The organism is Rhizobium vallis (assembly GCF_003985155.1).
Lineage (GTDB): Bacteria > Pseudomonadota > Alphaproteobacteria > Rhizobiales > Rhizobiaceae > Rhizobium > Rhizobium vallis.
The window spans coordinates 514,703-539,479 of the sequence record NZ_ML133686.1 but is presented as its reverse complement, the minus strand read 5'-3'; the positions used below and the strand labels follow the sequence as shown (position 1 = coordinate 539,479).

Genomic DNA, 24,777 nt, shown 5'->3' with positions numbered 1-24,777 from the left:
CGAAGGGCATACCCCAAGGTACGTCCGAGCCGATCGCCTTTGATCCTGGCTAGAGATGACCGGTTGGCCATTTTCCGATCGTGTTTCCTTATTGCTTGGTGGCCGCCTTCAGCACGTCCCCCTGCAAATCCGTCTCGTCAGCAAGAATGGCGGCGGCCTCGTTCAGCAAAACATCCTTTGCCTTCTTGCGGGCATTTTCCATGGCAATATCAGCGCTCAGGCTGCGCTCGTCTGCTTCCAGGCCGTCATCGCCACTGGGATCTTCGTCATCGCCTGCCTGCGCTCGATCCTTGAACCGTTTCTCTCGCGCCGCCGCTTCCTTGCGACGTTCGGCTTCATTGAGGGAGATGACCCCTTTCTCGCGTTGCGCTTTCAGGTCGGCAATGTCCTTCAGCAGGTTTTGGAAGTCCTGATCGCTGCCAACCCGCGCATCGTGGCGGCTTTGCAATGTCGGCAGCAACTTGGCAAGCGTGTCGGCGGGCGTGTAATTCGCCGGCTTGATCTCAGCCCACGGCAGGGCATTGTCATAACTGGTCTCGCCAAAGCTTGTCGGATCGGAGAGCCCAGGCAGACTGATATCAGGCGTCACGCCGCGCAGCTGCGTCGTACCGCCGTTGACCCGGAAAAACTGGGCAATCGTCACTTTCAGCTCGCCGAATTCGGGTTTGCTGTTGTGAACCATCTCGTCGAGATCGACGACGGTTTGCACCGTGCCCTTGCCGAAACTCGGTTCGCCGACGATCACGCCTCGGCCGTAATCCTGGATTGCCGCGGCAAAAATCTCCGAAGCCGAGGCCGAGCCGCGATTGATCAGGACACCCATCGGCCCTGTCCAGACAGGCGCTGCCAGGTCAGAGCTTTTGACCTCGATCTTGCCGTCGCTGCGACGTTGCTGAACGACCGGTCCCTTGCCGATGAAGAGACCGGTCAGATCGATCGCTTCGTCCAAAGAGCCGCCGCCATTGTTGCGCAGGTCCATGAGAACGCTGTCGACCTTTTCTTCCTTCAATTCATCGAGAAGCTTGGCGACATCGCGGGTTGCGCTTTTGTAATCCTTGTCGCCTTTGCCCTTGGCTTCAAAATCCTCATAGAAGACCGGCAGCGTGATGATCCCGATTTTATGCGTGGCGTCGCCCGCCTTCACGGACAGCACAGTCTTCCTGGCAGCCTGCTTATCGAGACTGATTTTATCGCGCACCAGGCTGATAACGCGATGCGTGGCATCTGCCCCGGCATCGGCGGGCAGGACGTCCAGGCGCACGACGGAGCCCTTTTTCCCGCGTATCATCTGCACGACTTCATCAAGGCGCGTGCCGACCACTTCTTTGATCGCCCCGTCCTTGCCTTGACCAACGCCGGTGATGCGGTCTCCGACGGCAAGCTTGCCGGAGAGCTGCGCCGGCCCGCCAGGCACGAGTTCACGGATCGTCGTATAGTCGTCGCGTTCCTGCAGCACGGCACCGATGCCAAATAGCGAAAGCTTCATCGACACATTGAAATCGGCCGAAGCGGCCGCGCCGAAATAATCCGTGTGCGGATCGATCGACGTTGCATAGGCGTCCATGAACGACTGGAAAACGTCGTCGCTTTTAAACTTGTCGACGCGCTCGAGCGTGTTTTCATAACGTTTGTCGAGCGTTTCGCGAATAGCCGCGTCGGTTTTGCCGCCGAGCTTCAGCCGCAACCAGTCGCTTTTGACGCGCTTGCGCCAAAGCTCATTGCTCTCGGCTTCAGACTGCGGCCACGGCTCCTTATCGCGCAGCACCGAAAAACTTTCCTGCGCGCTGAAATCGAAGCCCTGCTTGAGCAGGCTGCGCGCATAGCCCATGCGGTCGACGACGCGCTGTTCATAGGCGTTGAAAATCGCAAACGGGATCCTCAGGTCCTTCCGTTCTATCGCATCGTCGATCTGGCTGCGGTCAGCCATGAACTTGTCGACATCGGCTTGCAGGAAGAGCATGCGATCCGGATCAAGCGACTTGACGAACCGATCCATGATCCTCGCCGACAAGGCATCGTCGAGCGGAACGGGTTTGTAGGTATAGCGCGAAAGAAACTGCGCGCTCAGCTGAGCGGCCTGCTCCTGTCGCTTCAGCGGCGCCAAAACAGGCGATGAGGCGACTTCAGCATATGCGGACTGTGCGATTGCAAGAAATGCACCGAGGAGAACGTAGTGTATGCGCATTCAGTCTTGATCCAATTCTTCATGCCTGTGGTCGATGTGTGATCTATGTGAGGCAATCATGGTTTTTTGGCAACCGGGTGGCAAATGGGATGGTGTGAAAGGTCGCGGGAAAAGTATTCGGCGTGATTGGCCGGGAGATAGTGAAGCGTATGGATAGGCTCGAAACCGCCCGCAGATTTGAATGCGTTCAGGGTTTTAATGATATGCGGGCTCTCACGCATATGACCAAAAGCTTAATCTGACCAACGGATTTTGTGCCCCTGGAGGTGCTTGGTATCGCTTGCCCACTTGATCTGCGCTTGAGTACGTGCGCTCGAAATCAGAGGGCACAATGCTTCGACGAGCGGGTCGAGCACTTCCAAGCACAGCCTCGGCGACGGGAGCATCAGATTGTAGTTGCTGGGGTATCGGAAATCGAAGTCCCTATTCTTTTCCGCAATGTCGCGTGTGAACACTTCGATATTGGCGATGGCGGGGATGCCGAGCGCCGCACATCTCTCGTAGATCTTGTCCAGCTTGTGTCCGAGCTGCCTGTCCTGCAACTCCTTTTTGCTGACACCACGTGCGGCCAGAAAAGATTTTAGTAACAGCTCGAATGCATGAGCCATCATAAAATATTTGGCATGCATCATCAGACCATCGTGCTCGGAAAGTCTGCGAAATGCTTCGAGATACTCTTCCCCACGGGTGTAAAGTTGGCCTGCATACAAGCCAAGCGGCTCGGGCATATCGATGATACGAGGTTTTGTTTCCATGTCTTGCTAGCTGCCATCTGGTTCCGAGGTCGCTATCGCCTCGTCAAGAGAAATTCCGAAACGAGCGATCTTGCGCGCCCGGATTGGCGACTTTTGAGCTATCCGCCGTAGTGCATCGGTCGATGCTTTCCGAATGGCTTCAGCGCCGGGCCTGCCACTGTTTCCGATTGACCCTACCGATTCGATACCCCACCGAACCTCATTCCCTTGAAGAGCTTCAAACATGGTTTCAAAATCGCTTGATGTCTGTTTTGCCAACAAAGCTACGTCAGCCTCTGACCAACCCTGGCGCTGCGCAATCGACTTAAGTACGTCTAGCGGCTTTCGGTCATCGACGAAGCTGTCAAATTTCTCCTGAAAGGCGGTCTTTAGGTTATCGTCTACAGACTCGTCACCGCTGAAATGATGATGTCGAAGATCAAAGAATTCGAGATTTTCGTCCGACTTTGCGTCGATATACGCATCGATAAGTTTATCAGCCAGTTCCGGCCGGCCGAACTCACGTAGCAACTTTATTGAACTATTGATGTTGAGTGGGGTTATCAGGGCCGCTTCCTGCATGGCGCTTTTGAATAGCGCTTCCAAAAAGTCTTCGTCGCTTGTCGCTAAAGATCCATGATACATATCTTTCCAGACACGACTGAACTCCTCTCCGCCCTCAGTTTTCTTCTTCCGCGCAGAAATTAAAGCGGCACGCTGGTTTAGAAGCGTCTCATTGAAATAGCCGGCTTCAGCACCAGCGATGACCACGTCGTCAAGTTCATCAGTCGAATTGTAGGGATATAGTGCGAGTAGATCAGCAAACTTATCGACAGGCGTCTCTTTGCTGTTAGACGCCCTTAGGGCAACAGCAAATTCGTTATAGCCGCGGATATAGGCGGTTGGTGGGGCATTGTCCGGATCCAACACAGCCCACTTGCTAAGAACAAATGCGGTGAGCGCTTGCTTCACGACATCCTCATCTTGGCCCGCCAGGATTTCAGTCAAACGGGCCGCTCCGAGCTGGATCTTCTTTATAATCCGGATGTTCGTAATATTCAGAATGTGTAGCAACGGCTCAACGATGGTTCGTATATCGCTCTGGTGAGTGCCAAAGGCGATATTAGACGCCTCGCTCGGGCTCAGGTTGAAATGCAGGATAGTATCTGCGACCTTCTCTACTTGCTTCCAGAACTCAGCTTTGCTTTCACCAATTTGTTCGTCGTTAAGAAGGAGCACGATCTTACAATCTCGTTTCGCCCTTAGAAATGAGATGAGGCCTAGCACATCGCGAACCTCAAGACCTTTGCCTGCTCGTTCAAGGTCATCGACACAGATGAGTTGTTTACGAACATTGAGGAAGCCGACTTTTGCCAATGCGTCGGTTATCCCCTTGCGATTGAACGCTGACGCCACAAACTCGATCAGATTTCTGGATCTCCGGCCGGCATCTGCGGCTTGCTGGATCATGCTGCTAAAGGATTCGATCGTGGCGGCTTGGGTGAGTTCAGCGCCTGAATTTGTGTTCTCAAAAATCGAGAACCGAAGATCTTCGAGTGAGTTGAGGCCGAAGAGCGTCACATAGGCATATTTCTTCAACGCTACTACATTGTTGTTGGCGGCCTTACCTAGGAGACTGTCCCAGGTGTAAGTCTTCCCGACACCCCACTTGCCGCGAATGCAAAGGACCTCCGGTTCGCTGTCTGCAAGGAACCGAAGAATTTCTTTTTCGATAAGGTCTAACGACATTACATCCTCGATGTTGGAAGCCAAATCGGTGCCCACGCTACAGTTTCAATATCTACTGGCCTTCCCTTATTCGCAAATTAGCCGATTCTCACACAAAAGCTTCGCGGTCGTTGCCGCCGCAGAGCTCCCTGACGCCTCACCCGGCAGAGCATGTCAAGCGGCCTGTACCTTGCGAGCTGTGCGCGCCCATTCGAGCAGCCAATCTGTGGCGAGCAGATCGTCGACCAGCGACCCGATCTGGCCGAGGTCGAGGTCGGCCGCCGTATGCGGTCCATCGTCGCGGCGTGGTAGATGTGCTCGCGGTCAGCTGCGGCGGCAGGTCGCCGATGAAGGTCGGCTGGATGCCGGAGGCATCGGCGAGCACGGTTCTCACAAAGTTTGAGTTGACCGCTTTCGCCGGCAAGGCGACACTCGCAACCTGCAGCGAGGGAGGAGAAAAGACGATGGACGAGCCAGATCGCTGGCGCCACATGGCAAACGCTCCGAAAGACGGTAGTCGGATCCTCGTCACGATTCGCCAGTCCGAGCAGGGGCCGGCGGAAGTTGATCTCGCCTATTGGTCGAATGGCGATCAGTTCGCAGGAGAAGGCTGGCGCGCCTCTGATTCCTCGCCAGGGCACATCATCGAATATGCGGAGCCGGAATTGAAGTGTTGGATGCCGATGCCCTCGGCCAACCGCAATCGCATCTCGATGCCCTCACCTTGGGAAGGCGACGATGACCAGGAGCTCCACGGGTCTGGAATCTGAGGCATCGCGCCCAATCACATTGGTTCCTACCTCAGCAAACAGGCCCGGGTCGCCGTCCGCCATGACTGCGGCCCACGACAAAGTGCTGCTCTGAGCAGCGGCACACCAAATTGGGGTTCAACCATATAGTCTGGGCCCCTACGCTGCGCGCACCCTGTCCCGGCCGCTTAGCTTGGCAGCATAGAGTGCCTGATCGGCGCGTCGATAGAGGTCCGACGCGCTGTCGGACGGGATACAGGCGGCGATGCCGGCGGAGCAGGTGTAGCTGAAGTCGGGAGATTCCGGCAGAGGCCGGGAGAACCGGATCACCGTCAGCATGCGCTCGACCATGGCAATGGCGTCTTCCGGCCCGGTTGCCGGCATCACGAGAAGGAACTCTTCTCCGCCGACCCGCCCGAAACAATCGTTGCGGCGAACATTCTGATGAATGCGATGCGCAAAATCGCGCAGGACGAGATCGCCGGCGTGGTGGCCGAGCCGATCGTTGATGTGTTTGAAATTGTCGATGTCGAACACCGCAAGGCACCCCTCGTTTCCATGCTGGGCCGCTGCCAGCATGTCATCAACGCGGGCCATCACAAAGCGGCGGTTGGCGACACCCGTGAGTTCATCGGTGTATGACGCTTTGATCGCCTGGTCGCGATCTTGCCGGACAGTCCTGCCATGCGCTCGCAAACCGGTGATGTCGCTCGCAATGCACAACATCCAACCGTTCGTCTGCACTGCCTCGGTCATCCAAAGCCATCGGCCATCCCACAGGTCCGTCTCGAAGGCTCGATAGCCGATCTTGCCGCGGCGAGACTGTGTCGATCGCAGCCACTCCTCGAAATTGCTCGTCCGAATGACCGTGCCCCGCCGTAGCTCAAAATTGCGCCGCATGAGATCCGGCCAGAGCGGAGTTTCATCCGGCTCGATGAAATAGACCGAACGAAAGGTGCTGTTGGCGTATTGCAGCCGGTCATTGCTATCGTAAACGGCGATGAGCGTCTCGGTGCGTGCAGAAAGGTGCAGAAGCTGTTCGAATATCTCGTCCATACCGAACCTTGTCTGGTTGCCTTGGCATGACATGGCGCAGAAATCCTATGAGAAAAGAGCCAGTCGGCAAGTAAAGGCGTCTCCAGTGATTACGGAAACGTCAACGGGACGCCGTTCCCAATCGTGATTGGACATCGGCAGCCACCTGAGCCACGCTGTTTTTGGGAGCGGACCATCTATTTTTCCGGGGATAGGAGGCCGAGATGGAACAGTACGCACTCGATCAATTGAAAACCATTGCTAAGGTCAGCACGACCTGCAAGCGCCTTGAGATGACGCGGCGCGAACGGCTTGAACGGTGGGCCGAAAGTCTCGAACGCAGCCCCCGACCGTTTCTTAGGACGCTTCACGAAACCGAATATAAGTCGATTGCAGATCGGCTTGCTCTGCGCGATGACGACACCCCGATCTCCGTTGCATTCGCTGATCCCATTCTGCGGGCGGCAGGAATGGAAAATGACAGCTATGGAGAGGCCAAACGGTTCTTCGAATTCAGCGACGAGCAATTGCATGATCTTGTCTGCTTCTGCCATTTCGGTGAAAGCGTCAGCGCGGCAGTCATCGCTCGCCGCTTGCGAAAAATGGCAAATTACAAACCAGACGGGTTCTTCGCTCAGCTTCGCGCGTTCTTTGGCTGATTGAGGCTGAAGGCCATCTGGCGCTCAAAGGTTGGCGCTCGCCGCCGTGGTGAAAAGGGCCGCCACGGCGATAGGCCGGTCGCTCATGGCTGGTAATCTCCGGCGGCTAAAGCCCCGCGGTCGTTGCCAGCGCGAGGCCTTTCGACACGTCACCCGGGAGAGAAGGTCGGCCACCCGCACTTTGCGGCTCGTGCGCGCCCATTCGGGCAGCCAGTCGCCGTGGGTGGCTGTTCGTCAGCCGCGCATCGTTGGGAAACTGATATTCCACATAGCCGCGCGTCACCCGGATCAACCCGGCCCGAAGCGATGCGGTCGTGGCCTGCGCGTAGATCGAGGGGGATAGTATAGTTCACTATCAGGCGATGCATGATGCAGCAGGCTTATATTAGCATCAGCGCACGAAAAGCTTGCATCAATGCTATAAATCGGATGTCCTTGCCAAGGCTTCTGTGGTGTTGGGCGACCCATTATGAAAACCCTCGACGCACGATTTCGTTTCACTGGAGAGCGGCGACAGGTCACTGCCCTTTTCTATGACATCGTGGGCTCGACGGAGCTCTTACTGCGAAGCGACCCGGAGCAATTCTTCCGATCCGTGTCAGCGCTGCACCAGAGTGCCGAAGCTGTCATAAAAGAACATGGAGGATTTCTTCATCAGCGGCTCGGAGACGGCGGATGCTGTTTCTTCGGATATCCCGACCAGTCCGAAGATGCCGCTGAAAGTGCCGTGCGGGCTTCCCTCGAACTCGTGCGCATTGCAGCCAGGACGAAAGCCAAAGCGCGGATGCGTTTCAAGCTGCGGATTGGGGTTGCCACCAGTCTCGTCGTATTCTCCACCGAAGGTGATGAGATTGTTGGCACGGCACCTGTTCTGGCGGCTCGCCTGCAAGCAGAGGCCGAGCCGAATTCCGTCCTTGTCGCAGATTCCACCGTTCAGCTCACGCGGCACAAATTCGACTACAGCCTGCTTCGAGAAGCCAGGCTCAAAGGTTTTGAAGATCCGATTGCGCTCTGGCGCCCGCAAGAACGTGATCAATCAACGTCCGAGCTATCGCCATCCCATGAGCGGGAGAAGCCAATCAGAGGCAGGGAAAGAGAGCTTGCGGCTCTTTCCAGTGCCTGGAATTCGGCTCTCGACGGTAAGGGGAGTTCGATCGCCCTCGTTGGAGAGGCAGGCATCGGCAAATCCCGGCTGGTTGGCGAATTCGCCCGAAACCTACGGCGAACGGCGCATGAGACCTTGGTCTTCCAGTGCGGCAGGCGCATGGAGAGCCAGCCTCTGCATCCGTTTGTTGCGTTTCTGGAGAGGCTTGTCGCCGAGCCTTCGGTTCTAAACGATGGCGACAATGGCGCTTTTGCGCAGGCTCTTCGGGCATCCGGCCGAGATGTAGAGGTTGATGCAATCGACACAATTCTCGCATTTACTGCCGACCGATCCTCGGCAACATCTCGCAATATTCGGGTGCCGGATTTGTCCGGGCGCGCGTTCAGGCGGAAGGTCGTCGAAGCGGCTGCTGACATCCTGACATGCAAAGCGACTGCTGTTCCGACGCTCCTCGTCTTCGAGGATGTTCATTGGGCCGACGGCATGACCTTGGAGTTGATGGATCTGCTCGGATTGCAAGCCGGCAAGCTTCCGATCCTTGTGATTCAGACGTCGAGAATCAGGCGATCCCTGGCCGTTGCCACGGAGATAGAATTGTCAGGGCTAGCCTCCGCCGCGGTTCGGGATCTCGTCGCCTCGATCTGGGGGGAACGCCCTCCGTCCGGCCTCTCGGATTTCATACTGGATCAATGCGATGGCATGCCGCTCTATGCGGAAGAACTGGCGACCTTCTTCCTGACGAGGCAACCTTTGGGCAACGCCTTATCCGAATGGAAAGGGTTGCTGCTGGAAGGCGGCGTCACTTCGCTCAATGATCTCCTTTCCGCCAGGCTCGCCGCGACCGGTCCCGCCCGACGGATGGCGCAATTTGCGAGCGTCATCGGCCGCGAATTCAGCATCTCACTGCTCACCTACCTTCTCGAAGGCGTCAGCCGGCAGAGCGTTGACGTTGCCATTGAGCAGCTTCTTTCTCAAGGCATCATCGAGCGTTCTTCCGTCGCCCCCGGCTCATTCCAGTTCCGGCACGTGCTGGCCCAGGAAGCTGCCTACAGCAGCCTTCTCAAGAGCGACAGGCGTCGCATACACAGGCGCATCGCGGATCTGTTGATCGGAGAAGGGAAGCCCAGCTTGCCAGCTGCGATCGCCGCCTGGCAGTGTGCCGAAGCGGGCCTGCACGATGCCGCGGCCAAGTTTGCCTTGGCGGCGGCGGAAGCAAGCGTTCTTCGCTCGGCAATGCACGAGGCAAACGTGTCACTTGAACTCTGTGCGCGGGAGGTCAACAGCGTTTCGCGGCGCCATCCCGATCGCACCGAGCTCGCACTCGGCTTGTTCGAACTTCAAGGCGTCGTGGCGGCCGCGCTTGACGGAGAGGGCTCGGAGAGCGCACGGCGGGTCTATTCCCGCGCGATGCATTTTCTGAGGAAACAATCATCGACAGTTCGGGTAAAACATTTCCCGGTCTACTGGGGATGGTGGTTCACGGCGCCCAACATTCTGACGCAACAATCACGCGCGCGAATTCTCGTGGGGGACATGCAAGCCGTCGAGGATCAGGAGACGAGACTTCAGTCCTATCATTGCGGATGGGCGACGAGCTTTCATGCCGGGGAGCACGATTTTTGTCTCGATTGCGTCGCCAAAGGCCTCGATCTCTACGATCCCGAAAGAGCCGTGAGAAATCGAGCCTTCTTCGGTGGACATGATGCCAAGGTATGCGGGTTGGGTGAAAGCGCCCTCTCCTACCTGCTTCTGAATGATCCCGACGCCAGTGAAGATGCGATCAAACAATGCCTGGAATGGGCAACCTCAACTGATCACGCCGGCAGCATGGTTCATTCGCTTTATTACGCAATCGTCCTTCGTCGCTGCCAAGACAGATATGACGATGTCCATGCGCTCGGCGAACAGATGCTGTCGCTTGCCAAGCGGCACGGTCTCGCCGCAAGCCAGGCGCGTGCCAACATGTACTGCGGCTGGGCGGAGCTGATGACGTCATCCGCAAAACGCGGCGAAGAGCGCTTTCAGGGCGGCCTCCTGCTCCAGCAGCAATTGGGCACCGACGACAATTTTTCCATACACAGTGACATGCATGCGCAGGTGCTGCAGCGGCTCGGAAAACCTGCGGAAGCGCTCGCAACCGTTCACAATGCGATCAATGTTGGTCGCAGCAGCGGCCAGTCGTTCTGGCTCGCCGAACTCTATCGCCTCAGCGCAAAACTGAGACGTGATCTGAACGACACTCCCTCATCGATAAAAAGAGACCTGACGAAAGCCATCCAGATTGCAGAAGCGCAAAAAGCTGCCTGGCTCACGGAAAGAGCAAAGCGCGCCTTGGACGGATTGCCAAGGTTCTAGCCCCAAGAGGAGGATCGGATGGACGAAGGGATGCTCGACAATATCTTCGATACCCTTCCCCCCTCGCCCCCTGATCCCTGGCAGACCGTGCGGCGCATCCTCGCGCATAAGCAGGAATACGGGATCACGAGGCTGGGTTCGGTCACGCAACTCGACTGGATCGGGATTCCCGTCGTCCAGGCGGTGCGGCCGCGGTCCCTTTCCGTCGTGGTCAGCCAAGGGAAAGGTTTGACTTTTCCGCTCGCGGCGATATCGGGCCTGATGGAATCCCTGGAGGGATGGGCCTCGGAGCGGATCCCTCCGGACCGCGTCTTCAGAGCGGCCTTCCGCGAAATGAACGAACAGAAATACTGGTCGCACCTTGGCGTCGGGCGGGGCGATGAGACGCTTTTCTGGATTGGCGGGTTGGATCTCTTTTCAGGTCAGGAAATTTCAGTTCCGCTTGCCCTTGTGGATACCGCCTACACCATCCCCTCGCCTCATCCACATTGGATGCCCAGAGACACAACGGGCCTGGCAGCCGGCACGAGCCTTCAAAGCGCGGCAAGACATGCGTGCCTGGAGATTCTGGAGCGGCAGGCTCGATGCACGGCAATGAAGACCCCCCATTTCTTTGATCGCTTTCAGATCGACAGCCGGTCGGTTCACTCGGGAAGCGCCGGAGAAATCATGCGGCGACTATCCAATGCAGGTTTTGTCGTGGGCGTCTGGCAGATCCCGGCGCCGCACGCGCTGCCGATCTACTGGTGCCACATCATGGAAGACGCAAGCAGAGCCCCGTTTGCGCCTCTGCCGGCTGAAGGCTTCGGCTGCGACTTCAGCCACGATCGCGCGCTGACGAGCGCATTGCTCGAAGCATGCCAGTCTCGATTGGGCGTGATTTCAGCCGCGCGGGAAGATATCAGGACCGAGCTTTATGGATGCCCGGATGCCTCGGAGTTGGCCGCATGGCGCAGTCAACTCGCAAAAGGAGGCAGTTCCTATGTCGAAGAGTGTCCTCCCGCCAACGACCAATCCATCCGAGCGACCATCGAGGCCTTAAAGTTGGCAGGCGCGACGGCCGCCATTCTTGTGGTTCTTCATTCGGATGATCGCATACCTCTTCATGTCGTCCGCGTGGTTGCGCCACCACTGGAAACAAATCCGGAGGCAGACCTTGCGCGATGATATCGTGGTTTTTCTCGGCCCCACTCTCTCCGGGACGGAAGCGCGCAGCCACCTGGACGCGATATACCTTCCTCCCGTCGGATGCGGAGATGTCGTGCGAGCCGTGGCGCAATACGCTCCCTCCGTGATTGCGCTGATCGACGGCGTCTTCGCGCAGTCCCCGGCTGTTCGTCACCAGGAAATTCTCTGGGCAATGTCCCGAGGGGTCCGCATGTACGGTGCATCAAGCATAGGCGCGCTACGAGCAGCGGAACTAGCCCCCCAGGGAATGATCGGGCATGGACTGATCTACCGGTGGTATCGAAGGCATCCGCTCACCGATGATGCCGATGTCACGGTGCCAATGGCTCCCATTGAGCTGGGATCAACCGCACTGGGTGACGCTCTCATAGACATCAGGCTCTCTCTGAGAAACGCGGAACGCGCCGGGATCATCGAAAAATGGCTCAGGCATGACCTTGAGTCACTGGCACGCTCGCTTCACTTCAGCGAAAGGTCATTCGCCAAGCTCTTTGTGGCGGCTGAAAACAGTGGCAGCCCTCTGGACCAGCTCGGAACACTAAAAGCATGGCTGAAAGCGAGCGCTGTAAACCAGAAGCGAACCGACGCGGTAAATCTTCTGAAATACCTGGACAATCAAAATATCAGCAATCTAAACGAGAGCTTTCCTTTGGAGTTTGAACTTACGGAATCGTTTGCGAACGACATGGAGTACTACAATCTGCTCGATACACTATTGTCGAAAGGCGCGTAGTACTGGTATATTAGAAAATTCGCTTGGCGTGGGAAACGAGCGGTGGGGGCAGCATTGGATGCCATCACACATCCGGAGGGCGCAGGCAGCGGGGCAGCTTCAGGGCAGCCCTTGGGAGTGCGTTTCCTTGTCTTTCCCCAGCCACCCTTCATCCCCGGCTATGAAAAGCCCGAAGTGGTGTGGATTGGAGCTTCCGCGGGGCCGATCCTGGCTGGGCCGTCGGACAGCCGAATGTATGTGGCAAACCCCGTTGAACCGAAGTCTCCCTATGCCGCACCATACATCCCTCCGTATTCCGGCCTTTTGCAGCCTCCTGTAGAGCCTGGCGCCGACGGTCATTTCGATCATATCGGGCCTGGTTCGCCGGCATTCCTTTCGACGCACAGTTTTGCCTGCGCGCACCGGGTTCTCGATATTTGTGAGAGCTATGTCGGGCGCTCGATCCCCTGGTTCTTCGAACCAACGCTGGAACGATTGGAAATTGTTCCTCGCATTCCCAATTGGGAGAATGCACAATCCGGCTTTGGCTTTCTGGAGCTGGGTGAGAGCGAGCCGGGAAACTCGGCATCAAGTTTCGCGCTGAATTTCGACGCCGTTGCTCACGAAATGGGACACCTCATTCTGCTGAGCGAACTCGGAATCCTCCAGGGCGACGGACGTGACAGCGATTTCTTTTCCTACCATGAGGCTATCGCCGATTTCATATCGCTGCTGGGATTGCTGCAATTCGACACCGCTCTCGATCGGCTCCTTCGCCGCACCGGCGGAAATCTGCTCTTGCACAATGAACTCGACAAATTTTCCGAACTCAGCGACGAGAAGCAATTGCGATCGTTTAATAACTCGCTTCGCATCGGTGATGTCGGCAGCGATGTTCACGACCAGTCAAAGCCGTTCGCGGCGGGCCTTTTCGATTGCCTGATCGAGGTCTTCCAGTCGCTGCAATTCGAACGCGGAACGTCGGACATCGATCCCAGGAAATTCAGCGATCTTCGCCGGCAAATGGTGCCTGCGCTTATCGAAGAAGGCCTGCGAGCGCCGAAGGCATCCTATGAATTGAAGCACTTCGCCACGAAGGCCGCCCTACAGGATGCACGAGACATCGTGGGCGAAGCCGTTGTGCGTTCCTGGAGATATCTCGAACCGGACAGCCTGACGTTTGAAGTCGCAGCAGCAGCCTTCCTCGAAGCTGCCAGCCGGGGGCGGGGTGTCGCTTACATGGACCAGCTTGAAGATTGCATGAGGTGGCGTGGAATTCTTTAACCAGACGACGGGAGGTATCGATGATAAATGAAAGCGTCCCCGCTCCAGCGACAGAGCGCTACGAACCAGATGCCCTAATCCTTTACGGCGTCAAGCTCAACGACAGAAACGATTATGCTCGCTTCGATATCGGAGAGGGATTCCAAACCGATCTTCGAATGCAATTGTTCCATGGTGATGTCGGAAGTGCGTCTGGAGAATATTCGATCGTTTTAGCCTATGGCTATGCTTTCGAAGGGCATTGCTACAGGTTCGATTCAAACCGGGTATTTCTCGTTACAGGCGACACTCCCCGGGACGCCGTGGGATGTGGATTTGATGATCTTGGCTATATGATGTGGAGGATCCGTGCGTCCGATATGTTGCTTGAGATATGCACAAACTTCGGCGACGCAAAGACACTCATACTAGACGCCAATCTACCGGGAAAACGATCTCCAACTTCCTACGCAATCACCCTCAGGATGGCACATCGTGACGGCCGTCTTACCCGCGATTAATCCAGCATCGATGGAGAGCATCATGGCATTCGAGGTCAGCGTAAAAATACTGGACGACTACGAGCAGCTATCGATCTTTGACGAGTATGCTTCAAGTCTGTGTGTGGACAAGAACGGGAAAATCAGCGGTCGAGATGGCAATAAAAATGACGAGTACAAATTCTCTGTCCGGGAAGACAAGAAGAGTGCACCGCCCGGTCTGATCACGGTAACAGCAACATTTACCATTATCACGGAATCGGGACGAACGGTGAAGGATACCCCGACAGTGAAATACCCGATCCTAAAAAGCGGTCAGCAATTTGAATTTCCGAAGCCAGCGTAACGCCGACGAAGCAATTCTCGCGCATGAAACGTGGTGTCCTACAACGGGCTTCACGCACGAAAAACCCCGCGGTTGTTGCGACCGCGGGGCTCTTTGACGCCCAATCCGGGAGAGAGGATCAGGCAGCCTGAACCTTGCGGCTGGTGCGCGCCCATTCGGGCAGCCAGTCGCCGTGGGTGGCGAGCAGATCGTCGACCAGCGACCAGATCTGGTCGAGGTCGAGTTCGGCTGCCGTATGCGGGTCCATCATCGCGGCGTGATAGATGTGCTCGCGGTTCTCAGTCATCAGCGCCTGCACCGTCAGTTCCTGCACGTTGATATTGGTGCGGATCAGAGCGGTGAGTTGCGGCGGCAGATCGCCGATGAAGGTCGGCTGGATGCCGGAAGCGTCGACGAGGCAGGGCACTTCGGCGGCGCAATTATAGGGCAGCGAGGTGATGCAGCCATTGTTGCGGACATTGCCGTAGATCACCGAGGGCTCGCCGGTCCAGACCGAGTTGATGATCGAGGAGGCATATTCCTTCGACGGCTCGACCTCGATCTTGTCGGCGGTGCGATAGGCTTCCGCCTGCCCCTTCCAGCGCTCGATCTGCTCGATGCAGCGCTTCGGATATTCATCGAGCGGAATGCCGAATTTCTCGATCAGGTCCTCGCGGCCTTCCTTGATGAAATACGGCGTGTATTCGGCGAAATGCTCGGAGCTTTCGGTGACGAAATAGCCAAGCCGGGTCAGCATCTCGTAGCGCACCTTGTTCGGGCAGCGCGGGTTCCAGCCGGGCTTTGGCGCCCTGCCCTCCCGATAGCCGCGCACGAGATCCGGATAAAGGTTCTTGTAGGAACCATCAGGCTGGCGATGCTCGAACTTGAGATAGAAGGCCATGTGGTTGATGCCGGCGGCGCGGTAGCGGATTTCCTCGTAGGGAATGTCGAGGTCGTGGGCCAGTTCCATCGCCGTGCCCTGCACCGAATGGCAGAGGCCGACCTGGCGAATCGTGGGGTATTTCTCTGATATCGCCCAGGTGTTGATCGCCATCGGGTTGACATATTGCAGCATGATCGCCTCGGGGCAGACGGCGAGCATGTCCTCACAGACCTTCCAGAGATGCGGCACGGTGCGAAGCCCGCGCATGATGCCGCCGACGCCGAGTGTGTCGGCGATCGTCTGGCGCAGCCCGTATTTCTTCGGCACCTCGAAATCGGTGACCGTGCAGGGCTCATAGCCGCCGATCTGGAAAGCGACGACGACGAAATCGGCGCCCGCAAGCGCCTTGCGCTGGTCGGAATAGGTCTCGGCCTTCGCCTTGACGCCGAGCGTCGAGATCAGCTTGTTGACGACGACGGCGCTTTCTTCCAGCCGCTGCGGATTGAGATCCATCAGGGCGATGGTCGCACCCGACAGGGCCGGACGCTGCAACACGTCGCCGACGATATTCTTCATGAAGACGGTGGAGCCAGCTCCGATGAACGTGATTTTGGGATTTGCTGCCATAATAACCTCCGGCATTCGGCGTTCACGCTACCTCGAAAGCGGCTTTGACGAGCCGTTCGGTGTAGGCGGTCTTGGGATTGGATAGAACTTCGTTGACAGGTCCCTCTTCGACGATCTTGCCATGCTGCATGACGATGACCCGATGGCAGAGCGCCCTGACGACCTTGAGGTCGTGGGAGATGAAGAGATAGCTCAGGCCCCGCTCGTCCTGCAGCTTGCGCAGGAGTTCGATGATCTGCGCCTGGACGGAAAGATCGAGCGCCGATGTCGGCTCGTCGAGCAGGATGAATTCCGGCTCCAGCGCGATGGCACGGGCAATCGCGATACGCTGGCGCTGGCCGCCGGAAAATTCATGCGGGAAGCGCGACAGGATATTGCCGGGCATGCCGGCGGCAATGAGCGCTTCGCGCACCCGGTCCTGCCGTTCGCTCCTGGTCGCGCCCAGCTTGTTGACAACGAGGCCTTCGTCGATGATCTGGCCAATCGTCATGCGCGGGTTGAGCGATGAGAACGGATCCTGGAACACCACCTGCATGCGGGCGCGCAGTGGCCGCATCTCAGCTCGGGAAAGGCCATGGATCGGCTGACGGTCGAAATAGATCTCGCCGTTCTGGGCATTGTTCAGTCGCAGGATCGCCTGGCCGAACGTCGTCTTGCCGGAGCCGGATTCGCCGACGAGGCCGAGCGTCTCGTGACGGCGCAGCGTCAGGTCGAGGCTGTCGACGGCGACAAGCTCACGCATCGCCGGCTTGAGAAAGGTGCCATGGCGCAGCATGAAAGCGACACGCACGCCCTTGGCATCCAGGATGACATCCGATCCCTCCGGCAGCGGATTGGCCTGGCCGCGCGGTTCGGAGGCGAGCAGGTGCCTCGTATAGGCGTGCTGCGGATTGGCAAACAGCGCTTCGGTGGTGTTGTGTTCGCGCACTTCGCCGTGCTGCATCACATAGACGTAATCCGAGAACTGCCGCACGACTGTGAGGTCGTGGGTGATGAGGATGACGGCCATCCCCAGCTCTTTCTGCAGGTTGCGGATCAGATTGAGGATCTGCGCCTGCACGGTGACGTCGAGCGCCGTCGTCGGCTCGTCGGCGATCAGCACGTCGGGATCGTTGGCGAGCGCCATGGCGATCATCACGCGCTGGCGCTGACCGCCGGAAAGCTGATGCGGATATTGCATGAGCCGCGCGGCGGGATCGGGGATCTGCACATGTTCGAGCAGTTCGAGCGCGCGCTTTTGCGCATCCCTTTTGCTGATCCGGCGATGCACGCGGATCGCCTCGACGATCTGGCTGCCGATCGTATAGATCGGGTTCAGCGAACTCATCGGTTCCTGGAAGATCATCGAGATGCGGTCGCCGCGCAGCTTGCGACGCGCCCGCTCGGAGAATTTCAGGATGTTGTTGCCGTCATAGGCGACCGTGGATTTGTCGGAAACCACGGCGCGCTTCGACAAGAGCCCCATCACCGTACGGGCCGTCACCGATTTGCCGGAGCCGGACTCGCCGACGATCGCGATCGTCTCACCGCGATAGAGCTGGAAGGAGACGTCCTTGACGGCTTCGACCATGCCGTCCTCGACCTTGAAATTCACAGCGACGTTGCGGGCGTCGATAATAGGCGTTTCCGAGCGGCCGTCGTGGTCGTGGCGGACGGGCGGGGCGAAGGAATTGACCAGTGCAAGAGCCATATCAATCACCTCAATAAGGATCGACCGCATCGCGCAGTCCGTCACCCAGCGCATTGAAGGCGAAGACGGTGACGAGCACGAAGGCAACGGGAGAGAGAATCCAGGGATAAGAGCCGATGACCGAATAGGTCGCCGTGTCCTGCAGCATCAGTCCCCAGGAAATCAGCGGCGGCTTGACGGCAAAGCCCAAGAAACCGAGGAAGGATTCCAGCAGCACGACACTTGGTATGGCGAGCGTCACCGCGACGATGACGTGGCTCATCACGTTCGGAAAGATATGCTGCAGGATGATGCGCGTGTCGGTGGCGCCGACGGCCATGGCCGCCCTGACATAATCGATGCGGGCGAGCGCCAGGGTCTTGCCGCGCACCTCGCGCGACATCTGCGCCCAGCCGAGCGCCGACATGACGGCGATGACGAAGGCGAGGAAGACGTTGGTCGGTGCAGTCACCGGGATCAGCGAGGTCAGCGCCAGATAGAGCGGCAGCTGTGGGAAGGCGAGCACCAGTTCGACGAAGCGCTGCACCCAGACATCGAAGCTCCCGCCGAAATAGCCCGAGACCATGCCGACCGTCGTGCCGATAATGGTGACGATGAAGACCACAGTCAGGGCGATCGTCAGCGAGATGCGCGAGCCGATGATGGCGCGCGACAGCACGTCACGGCCGAACTTGTCAGTGCCGAGGAAATGGACCGGCTGGCCGTCGGTCGAGCCGAAGAAGTGGCGGTTGGCCGGGATCAGACCGAGAAGGTTGTATTCAGCGCCCTTGACGAAGAAGCCGAGCAGCCGCGGGTTGTCATAATCCATGCCGACGATCGGCTGGAAGGTGACCGGATCGAGCTCTTCGGAATCGGACAGCGCATAGACGCGCGGCTGGAAAACGAAGCCCCCGTCCTTGTCGTGGAAGCTCATGATCTGCGGCGGCGCGAAACCGACATCGGTCGCCTTCGGGTCCATCGGCGCGAAGAAATCGGCAAAGATCGCCATGAGGATCAGGAGCCCGACGAGCACGAGCCCGGCCATGCCGGTCCAGGAGCGCCTCAGTCGGCGCCAGACGAGCGCCAGATAGCTCTCGCTGCCATGCGACGGCTTCTTGATCGCGGGTTCGGTTGTCGGCGGTGTAGCGGAAGAGTCAAAAGCAAGCATTTCAGGCTCCTCCGAACTGACGCACGCGCGGATCGAGCAGGGCCAGCAGCATGTCGGCGATGATATTGCCGACGATCAGTGTCGCCGACAGCACCATCATGAAAGTGGCGGTGACATAGACGTCGCCGACCGCCATCGAGCCGACGATCGCCGGGCCGACGGTCGGCAGTGCGAAGATGATGGCGGTTTCGATCTCGCCGGTCAGCATGTAAGGCAGCACGACGCCCTGGTACATGACAAGCGGATGCAGCGCGTTCGGCACCGCATGGCGCATCACCACCGCGCCGCCGGAAAGTCCCTTGGCCTTTGCCGTCTCGACATATTGGGCATTCAAAGTATCGAGCAGATTGCCGCGCATGACGCGCATATTGTAGGCGAGCCCGCCGAAAGTGGCGATCGCCACAACAGGCCAGACATGGTGGACGAGATCTGCGAATTTCGCCCACGACCATGGCGCCCCGCCATATTGCGGCGAGAAGAAGCTGCCGATCTCGGAAACGTTGAACTGGAAGACTAGGAGATAGACGATGATTAGCGCCATCAGGAAGCGCGGCACCGTCATGCCGAGGAAGGAAATCGCCGAAAGCGTGCTGTCGATCCAGCTGTACTGGCGCGTCGCCGCCCAGATGCCGAAGCCGATGCCGAGCACCGAGGCGAAGATATGGCAGACGAGCGCCAGAAGCAGCGTGCGCGGCAGCCGCTCTGCGACCACGTCGGCGACCGGCTTGTTGTAAAACATGCTGTAGCCGAAATCGCCGCGCGTCACGATTCCACCGATCCAGTTGACGTATTGGACGACCATCGGCTTATCGAGGCCGTGTTCGGCCCGGTAGGCCTGCGCCTGCGCATCGGCCTGAGCGTAGGACGCACCGCCCTGGTTGATCAGCTGGGATCTTATATAATCGGCGTAATCGCCGGGCGGGGCCTGGATGATCGCGAAAGTCACCACGCTCAGGATGAAGAGAACGGGGATCGCGGAGGCTATGCGCACGAGCAGGAATCGTAACATCGGACGGCTCGCTTCTCCTTACCGCCAGTCGCTCCTTGTCAGCGCGGCCGGCTTGTTGGTCATATCAGGCCGCGCGCGGCACGCGCGGCCTGAGGCTCACTTCAGCTGGGAGGAGCTTAGTTTATCGGACCCTTGTCGCCGGGCTTACCGGGCAGCTGTTCGGGGAACAGCTCGTATTTGCCCTGCTTGTCGGCGGCCACCCACAGGCGTTCGCGGATCACGGAATCTTCAGCCCAGTTGAACATGAAGATCGGCGTGCCCTGCGGGACGTTCGAGAACCGCTTGTTGATGATCAGCGCTCCCGGATATTCCGTCAGACCGACGGTGTTGACGTGCTCCGTCGAGATCTTCTGATACTGCTTCATCAGATTGACGCGCTCCTCATTGCTCTGGCTCGTCGTGAACTTGTTGACCACGTCGACAAGCTCCGTTTCGAAGGGCATCAGATCTAGTTTGTCATCCTTCCCGGCACGATGGTTCCAGCTGGTGCGCGGACCGACAGGAGCAAGCTGTTCGGTATTCTGCACCACCGATGACAGTTCCGTCGTGTTGCGCTGGATCAGCCAATCCCAGCGGCCGGAATAATGGGCATCGTCACGCTTCGTACCGTCGAGCCCATTGATGACGATCTTCAGACCGAGCTTTTCCATCTGGGCGACGACACCTTCGGCAAGGCTCTTGTCGGTCGTGTACTGATTGGTGATCAGCATGACGATTTCGACATTCTTGCCGCCAAGCGTGCCGGCCGGGAAGTTCACGATGCCGTCGCCATCCGTATCCTTGAGGCCGGCTTTGGCGAGTTCCGCCTTGGCGCCGGCGAGATCAAAGGGATAGTAGACAGTCGAGTTGCGGTCGTAGAAGCTGGTGCCCGAGGAGAGCCCGCCCGCATAGATCGCGGTAAACGGTCCCTTGACCAGCGAGTCGCCGATCGCCTTGCGATCGAGCGCCATGGTGACGGCCTTGCGGAAGTCCTCGTTGCGGTTCAGCTCGCGGATCGCCTGACCGCGCTCGTCCGGGTTGCCCCAGCCATTGGCGGAGAAGTTCATGCGCAAGTTATAGCCGATGAGGCGCGGACCGAAAGCAAGGCGGGCGGGCGCCGTCTTCTCGGCGGCACGCTTCAGCGACGCAACGAAGTTTTCCGGCTGCTCGAGGTTCGAGATGTCGGCAGAACCCGCAACAGCCTGAACGTCGCGGTCGGCCCAAGTCGAGAGCTTGTAGTGCAGCTCGTTGAGATAAGGCAGCTGGTTGCCCTTCTCGTCGACCTTCCAGTAGTAAGGATTGCGCCGCATGACGATGATGTCGTCGGAGCGATATTCCACAGGCACCCAGGCGCCCATAACAGGCATGTTCATGAATTCCGGCGGGAAGGCGTTCTTGAACTGGTCGTAGGTGTTCTTCGAATATTTCGGATGCTGTGGCTTCAGGATATGCGATGGACCCGGGCAGAAGTTCGGGTAGGACATCGTGTAGAGATATTGCTTCGGGAAGGCCTCCTTGAAGGTCCATTCGACCGTGTAGTCGTCGATCTTCTTCAGCGTTGTGCCGGCGCCGAAGGCTTCCGGCGATGCGCCGCCGCCGAGCGGCGAGACGTTCGGGTCGATGACTTCGTCATCCCAGTAGAACATGATGTCGTCGGCGTTGAACGGCGCGCCGTCGGACCACTTGGCGCCTTCGACCAGATGCATGGTCAGCTTATGGCCGTCCGCAGACCAATCCCAGCTCTTGGCAAGGTTCGGCAGCGGCTCGGTGTCCTTGGCTTCCACCTGGAACAGCGGCGCGGTGCGCGTCAGGCATTCGGAGAGGCCGATATCGATGCCACCCCAGCCCTGCGTCTGGCCGGCGCCGTAGTTCCAGCCTTCGGGCCGGCCGCCGATGACGTGGCGCATCGTATCGCCGTAGACGCCGATGCCGTCAGGCATATTGCCTGTCTTGAAGACCATCGGCTCCTTCGGCAGCCGGTCCTTGACCGGCGGCAGCTTGCCGGCGGCGACGAAATTCTTCGTGACCCAGTCGGGCTCGTGATATTCGGGCAGCGCCTTGAACTCCAGGATGGAGTCACGCGCCACATATTTGATCTTGCCTTCGGCGGGGAATTCCGCCGGCACCGGCGGAACGGTCGCTTCGGAAGCGTATGCATTCAGTGCCAGGACCGAGACGCCGAGCGCCAGTCCGGCAAGAATGCCAGTTTTGCGGAAATTCATCATCGTTTCTCCCTCTGTTCCGGAGCGCGGTCACGCGGCTCCTTTTCCTCGCACGACGTGAAAGCGGGCCTGGTGTCATGGACTTCCCTCCCGGAAAACCATGACGACCCATCCTTCACAAAACTCAGACGGCCTGTTTCACAGCCGCCTTTTCGGCGCGCAATTCCTCGATCGATCGGACGTTGCGCCGTGCAGCGCCCGCCCAGTCGCGGGTCTGCACCTTCGATTTCGACAGCCGCTCCTTGGCGGCCGGGACGGCATCTGCATATTGCGGCAGCCAGCGGGCCTGGGCAACAACCATCTCGTCGACCATCTGCCAGACCTCTTCCGGCGTCGATACGGCGCCGACCAGCGGATCGTGCAGCACGGCGAGCTTCAGAAGATCGATGTCGCCTGAGATCGCCGCATGCACCGACATGCGCTGGACATTGATCGATGCTGTGCAGGTGGCCGCACAGGCTTCCGGCAGGGTGACGCCCGAGACCATGTTGATGCCGAAGCGGTCGACGAAGCCCGGCGATTCGATGATCGCGTCGGAAGGCAGGTTGGTGATGACGCCATTGTTCTTGACGTTGAAATGGCCGCGATAGACCCGGTTCGTCTCCAGTGCTTCCAGGATATGGCTGGCATGTTCGTTCGAACGCTTGGCAGGATCGATCGGCTTGGCGGCGGATTCCAGGAATTGCGGAAATTCCGTCTCGAACCAGTTGCGCGTTTCGGTGGAGTAGCGGAGATAGCCGCCGGTCTCGCCGTGGATCCAGTCGGACATGTCGATCCAGCGGGTAATCTCGTCCGGCCGCTTGCGGTACCAGGGCAGGTATTCCGAGAGATGGCCGTTGCTTTCCGTCGAATAGACGCCGAACCGCTTCAGCACGTCGATGCGCAGCTTCTCCTGCTGCGAAAAGACGGGATGCGCCTCGAAGGCGGCAACCAGTTCGTCCTTGCCGATCTTGCGGCCATTGAGACGCAGGTCGATGAACCAGGTCTGGTGGTTGATGCCGGAGCAAATATAGTCGAGCTCGCTGTGAGACTTCGCACCGAGGACCTCGGCGATCTGTTCGGCGCCGTGCTGGACGCCGTGGCAGAGGCCGACAGTATCGACCTTGCCGTATTCGATCGCCGCCCAGGTGTTCATCGCCATCGGGTTGGCATAGTTCAGGAACTTCGCGCCGGGCTCGGCGACCTCTCTTATATCCTTGCAGAAGTCGAGGATAACGGGGATGTTGCGTTGGCCATAAAGGATGCCGCCGGCGCAGATCGTATCGCCAACGCACTGGTCAATGCCGTATTTCAAGGGGATGCGGATATCATCCGCATAGGCTTCGAGGCCGCCGACCCGGACGCAGCTGATGATATAGCGTGCACCTGCCAGCGCCTTGCGCCGGTCGGTCGTCGCCGTCACTTTCGTCGGCAGCCCGTTCGCCTCGACGACACGATCGAGGATCGCCTTGATCATTTCGAGATTGTGTTCGCTGAGATCGGTCAGCGCGAATTCGACGTCGCGAAACTCGGGAACGCACAATATGTCGGTAAACAGCTTCTTGGTGAACCCGACGCTGCCCGCACCAATGATAGCGATTTTGAAACTCATGATCTTCACCTCGACCCAATCGAATGCTACAGAAAAGATGGCTACGGAGGATCCGGCCGCATGCCGGCGCATGTGGTTGAAAAAGCCCTAAAACTGCCTGTTTTCCTCCCGACCGTTCGCGTCGGCCGTGGTCTCTTCCTTCTTGTCGAGCGGGATTATGCCCGAAATCGGCGGAGCCACCAGAGAAGGATTATGCTTTCAGGGGTAATTTTGTGCTGCATGATTTGATCTCTAACGGACAGTCGATGAGGACGGTATCATTGCCCCGCGGCCGCCAGCCATTGCACGCCATGCCGACCAGTACCGGCTATGAAGTGCGCGAGAACGAAACCTATGATTGGGACGGCCGCCGGCGCGGCCAGACCCCCTTCACCGTGCTGCAGCACACGATCAGCGGCAGCGGCCGGCTGCGCTACCAGAACCGCAACTATCGCCTCCAGGGTGGCGACACGCTGCTGGTGCTCGTTCCGCACAATCACCGCTACTGGCTGGAGAAGGGCGACCGCTGGGAATATTTCTGGATCTCGATGAACGGCGAGGAGACGCTGCGCATCCACAAGCTGGTGCTTTCCACAGCCGGCCCGGTCTTGAAACTGCAGCCCTCGACCATCGACCATCTTGCCGATTGCAGCCTGCGCCTCGTCAAAGGCGCGACGTCGCCGGGCGCCGCCTCGGCAATCGCCTATGAGGCGGCGATGGCGCTCTATGACGACGTCTTCGGCTCGCCGGCCTTTGCCGCCGAACTCAGCCTGATGCAGCCGGTGATCGACCATATCAACGCCAATCTCGACAAGCCGCTGCCGGTCAGCGATCTCGCCGGCATCGTCGGCCTCAGCCGCGCGCATTTCTCCCGCAGCTTCGCCGAGAGCGAAGGCATGCCGCCCGCCGAATTCGTGCTGCAGCAGCGCCTGCAGCGCGCCGTCAAGCTGCTGACCAAGGCGGACTTCCTGCCGGTCAAGGAGGTCGCCATCATGTGCGGCTTCGAGGACCCCAACTATTTCGCCAAGGTCTTCCGCCGCGTCTACGGCACCAACCCCACGGAATTCCGCACGACCGGCATGTATGCCAGCATCGGCAAGCTTAGATAGCGG

Annotated in this window: 19 protein-coding genes and 1 pseudogene; 9 read left to right on the top strand and 11 right to left on the bottom strand. The window is 58.6% G+C overall.

Annotated elements, in window-relative coordinates; all coding sequences use genetic code 11:
* Positions 1-88 precede the first annotated feature (88 nt).
* The 4 genes and pseudogenes from EFQ99_RS02595 to EFQ99_RS02580 form a co-directional block, all read right to left on the bottom strand.
* Complete coding sequence (locus EFQ99_RS02595; protein WP_126919093.1) at positions 89-2,185, bottom strand: carboxy terminal-processing peptidase; 2,097 nt, start codon at positions 2,183-2,185, stop codon at positions 89-91.
* A gap of 233 nt (positions 2,186-2,418) precedes the next feature.
* On the bottom strand, positions 2,419-2,940 hold the full coding sequence (locus tag EFQ99_RS02590) for a hypothetical protein (RefSeq protein WP_126919092.1): 522 nt from the start codon (positions 2,938-2,940) through the stop codon (positions 2,419-2,421).
* 6 nt (positions 2,941-2,946) lie between these two features.
* Positions 2,947-4,704 (bottom strand): hypothetical protein, encoded by a 1,758-nt coding sequence (locus EFQ99_RS02585; RefSeq protein ID WP_126919091.1) that lies wholly within the window; start codon positions 4,702-4,704, stop codon positions 2,947-2,949.
* A gap of 117 nt (positions 4,705-4,821) precedes the next feature.
* Positions 4,822-5,029, bottom strand: a pseudogene (locus EFQ99_RS02580) (alpha-glucosidase/alpha-galactosidase); the annotation flags it as partial.
* An 82-nt stretch (positions 5,030-5,111) separates the two neighbouring features.
* Here EFQ99_RS02580 and EFQ99_RS02575 point away from each other — a divergent pair.
* Positions 5,112-5,417 (top strand): hypothetical protein, encoded by a 306-nt coding sequence (locus tag EFQ99_RS02575; protein WP_126919090.1) that lies wholly within the window; start codon positions 5,112-5,114, stop codon positions 5,415-5,417.
* A gap of 138 nt (positions 5,418-5,555) precedes the next feature.
* On the opposite strand, the gene EFQ99_RS02570 is transcribed toward EFQ99_RS02575, so the two are convergent.
* Positions 5,556-6,452 carry a GGDEF domain-containing protein gene (locus tag EFQ99_RS02570; protein ID WP_126919089.1) on the bottom strand — a complete coding sequence of 299 codons (897 nt, stop codon included), beginning with the start codon at positions 6,450-6,452 and terminating at the stop codon, positions 5,556-5,558.
* A 203-nt stretch (positions 6,453-6,655) separates the two neighbouring features.
* On the opposite strand from EFQ99_RS02570, the gene EFQ99_RS02565 reads away from it, so the two are divergent.
* The 7 genes from EFQ99_RS02565 (at position 6,656) to EFQ99_RS02535 (ending at position 14,559) form a co-directional block, all read left to right on the top strand.
* Positions 6,656-7,090 (top strand): hypothetical protein, encoded by a 435-nt coding sequence (locus EFQ99_RS02565; RefSeq protein WP_126919088.1) that lies wholly within the window; start codon positions 6,656-6,658, stop codon positions 7,088-7,090.
* Between the two features lie 469 nt (positions 7,091-7,559).
* On the top strand, positions 7,560-10,550 hold the full coding sequence (locus EFQ99_RS02560; protein WP_126919087.1) for an ATP-binding protein: 2,991 nt from the start codon (positions 7,560-7,562) through the stop codon (positions 10,548-10,550).
* A gap of 18 nt (positions 10,551-10,568) precedes the next feature.
* Entirely contained in the window at positions 10,569-11,717 is a 1,149-nt protein-coding gene (locus EFQ99_RS02555) for a YcaO-like family protein (RefSeq protein ID WP_126919086.1), read from the top strand.
* Positions 11,707-12,471, top strand: coding sequence for a TfuA-like protein (locus EFQ99_RS02550; RefSeq protein WP_126919085.1), 765 nt, complete (start codon positions 11,707-11,709; stop codon positions 12,469-12,471). The genes EFQ99_RS02555 and EFQ99_RS02550 overlap by 11 nt, the downstream gene beginning before the upstream one ends.
* A 42-nt stretch (positions 12,472-12,513) precedes the next feature.
* On the top strand, positions 12,514-13,734 hold the full coding sequence (locus EFQ99_RS02545) for a gluzincin family metallopeptidase (protein ID WP_126919084.1): 1,221 nt from the start codon (positions 12,514-12,516) through the stop codon (positions 13,732-13,734).
* Positions 13,735-13,754: 20 nt separating this feature from the next.
* Positions 13,755-14,234, top strand: a complete 480-nt coding sequence (locus EFQ99_RS02540; protein WP_126919083.1) for a hypothetical protein — start codon at positions 13,755-13,757, stop codon at positions 14,232-14,234.
* A 22-nt stretch (positions 14,235-14,256) separates the two neighbouring features.
* Positions 14,257-14,559 (top strand): hypothetical protein, encoded by a 303-nt coding sequence (locus tag EFQ99_RS02535; RefSeq protein ID WP_126919082.1) that lies wholly within the window; start codon positions 14,257-14,259, stop codon positions 14,557-14,559.
* A gap of 118 nt (positions 14,560-14,677) precedes the next feature.
* Here the strand turns inward: EFQ99_RS02535 and melA (EFQ99_RS02530) are convergent, their stop codons facing one another.
* The 6 genes from melA (EFQ99_RS02530) to melA (EFQ99_RS02505) form a co-directional block, all read right to left on the bottom strand.
* Complete coding sequence (melA, locus tag EFQ99_RS02530; RefSeq protein ID WP_126919081.1) at positions 14,678-16,048, bottom strand: alpha-glucosidase/alpha-galactosidase; 1,371 nt, start codon at positions 16,046-16,048, stop codon at positions 14,678-14,680.
* Between the two features lie 22 nt (positions 16,049-16,070).
* Positions 16,071-17,738 carry an ABC transporter ATP-binding protein gene (locus EFQ99_RS02525; protein WP_126919080.1) on the bottom strand — a complete coding sequence of 556 codons (1,668 nt, stop codon included), beginning with the start codon at positions 17,736-17,738 and terminating at the stop codon, positions 16,071-16,073.
* Positions 17,739-17,748: 10 nt separating this feature from the next.
* A complete protein-coding gene (locus EFQ99_RS02520; RefSeq protein ID WP_126919079.1) occupies positions 17,749-18,885 on the bottom strand; it encodes an ABC transporter permease in 1,137 nt (378 codons plus the stop codon).
* A 1-nt stretch (position 18,886) separates the two neighbouring features.
* Positions 18,887-19,894, bottom strand: a complete 1,008-nt coding sequence (locus EFQ99_RS02515) for an ABC transporter permease (RefSeq protein ID WP_126919078.1) — start codon at positions 19,892-19,894, stop codon at positions 18,887-18,889.
* Between the two features lie 116 nt (positions 19,895-20,010).
* Positions 20,011-22,098, bottom strand: coding sequence for an ABC transporter substrate-binding protein (locus EFQ99_RS02510; RefSeq protein WP_126919077.1), 2,088 nt, complete (start codon positions 22,096-22,098; stop codon positions 20,011-20,013).
* A gap of 121 nt (positions 22,099-22,219) precedes the next feature.
* Entirely contained in the window at positions 22,220-23,686 is a 1,467-nt protein-coding gene (gene melA / locus EFQ99_RS02505; protein ID WP_126919076.1) for an alpha-glucosidase/alpha-galactosidase, read from the bottom strand.
* A 245-nt stretch (positions 23,687-23,931) separates the two neighbouring features.
* Here melA (EFQ99_RS02505) and EFQ99_RS02500 point away from each other — a divergent pair, with 245 nt between their 5' ends.
* Positions 23,932-24,774, top strand: coding sequence for an AraC family transcriptional regulator (locus EFQ99_RS02500; protein WP_126919075.1), 843 nt, complete (start codon positions 23,932-23,934; stop codon positions 24,772-24,774).
* Positions 24,775-24,777: the final 3 nt, after the last annotated feature.

Coding starts and splice junctions, on each gene's coding strand:
- EFQ99_RS02595 (WP_126919093.1), bottom strand. CDS start 2,185: ATGCGCATACACTACGTTCTCCTCGGTGCATTTCTTGCAATCGCACAG.
- EFQ99_RS02590 (WP_126919092.1), bottom strand. CDS start 2,940: ATGGAAACAAAACCTCGTATCATCGATATGCCCGAGCCGCTTGGCTTG.
- EFQ99_RS02575 (WP_126919090.1), top strand. CDS start 5,112: ATGGACGAGCCAGATCGCTGGCGCCACATGGCAAACGCTCCGAAAGAC.
- EFQ99_RS02570 (WP_126919089.1), bottom strand. CDS start 6,452: ATGGACGAGATATTCGAACAGCTTCTGCACCTTTCTGCACGCACCGAG.
- EFQ99_RS02565 (WP_126919088.1), top strand. CDS start 6,656: ATGGAACAGTACGCACTCGATCAATTGAAAACCATTGCTAAGGTCAGC.
- EFQ99_RS02560 (WP_126919087.1), top strand. CDS start 7,560: ATGAAAACCCTCGACGCACGATTTCGTTTCACTGGAGAGCGGCGACAG.
- EFQ99_RS02555 (WP_126919086.1), top strand. CDS start 10,569: ATGGACGAAGGGATGCTCGACAATATCTTCGATACCCTTCCCCCCTCG.
- EFQ99_RS02540 (WP_126919083.1), top strand. CDS start 13,755: ATGATAAATGAAAGCGTCCCCGCTCCAGCGACAGAGCGCTACGAACCA.
- EFQ99_RS02535 (WP_126919082.1), top strand. CDS start 14,257: ATGGCATTCGAGGTCAGCGTAAAAATACTGGACGACTACGAGCAGCTA.
- melA (WP_126919081.1), bottom strand. CDS start 16,048: ATGGCAGCAAATCCCAAAATCACGTTCATCGGAGCTGGCTCCACCGTC.
- EFQ99_RS02525 (WP_126919080.1), bottom strand. CDS start 17,738: ATGGCTCTTGCACTGGTCAATTCCTTCGCCCCGCCCGTCCGCCACGAC.
- EFQ99_RS02520 (WP_126919079.1), bottom strand. CDS start 18,885: ATGCTTGCTTTTGACTCTTCCGCTACACCGCCGACAACCGAACCCGCG.
- EFQ99_RS02515 (WP_126919078.1), bottom strand. CDS start 19,894: ATGTTACGATTCCTGCTCGTGCGCATAGCCTCCGCGATCCCCGTTCTC.
- EFQ99_RS02510 (WP_126919077.1), bottom strand. CDS start 22,098: ATGATGAATTTCCGCAAAACTGGCATTCTTGCCGGACTGGCGCTCGGC.
- melA (WP_126919076.1), bottom strand. CDS start 23,686: ATGAGTTTCAAAATCGCTATCATTGGTGCGGGCAGCGTCGGGTTCACC.
- EFQ99_RS02500 (WP_126919075.1), top strand. CDS start 23,932: ATGAGGACGGTATCATTGCCCCGCGGCCGCCAGCCATTGCACGCCATG.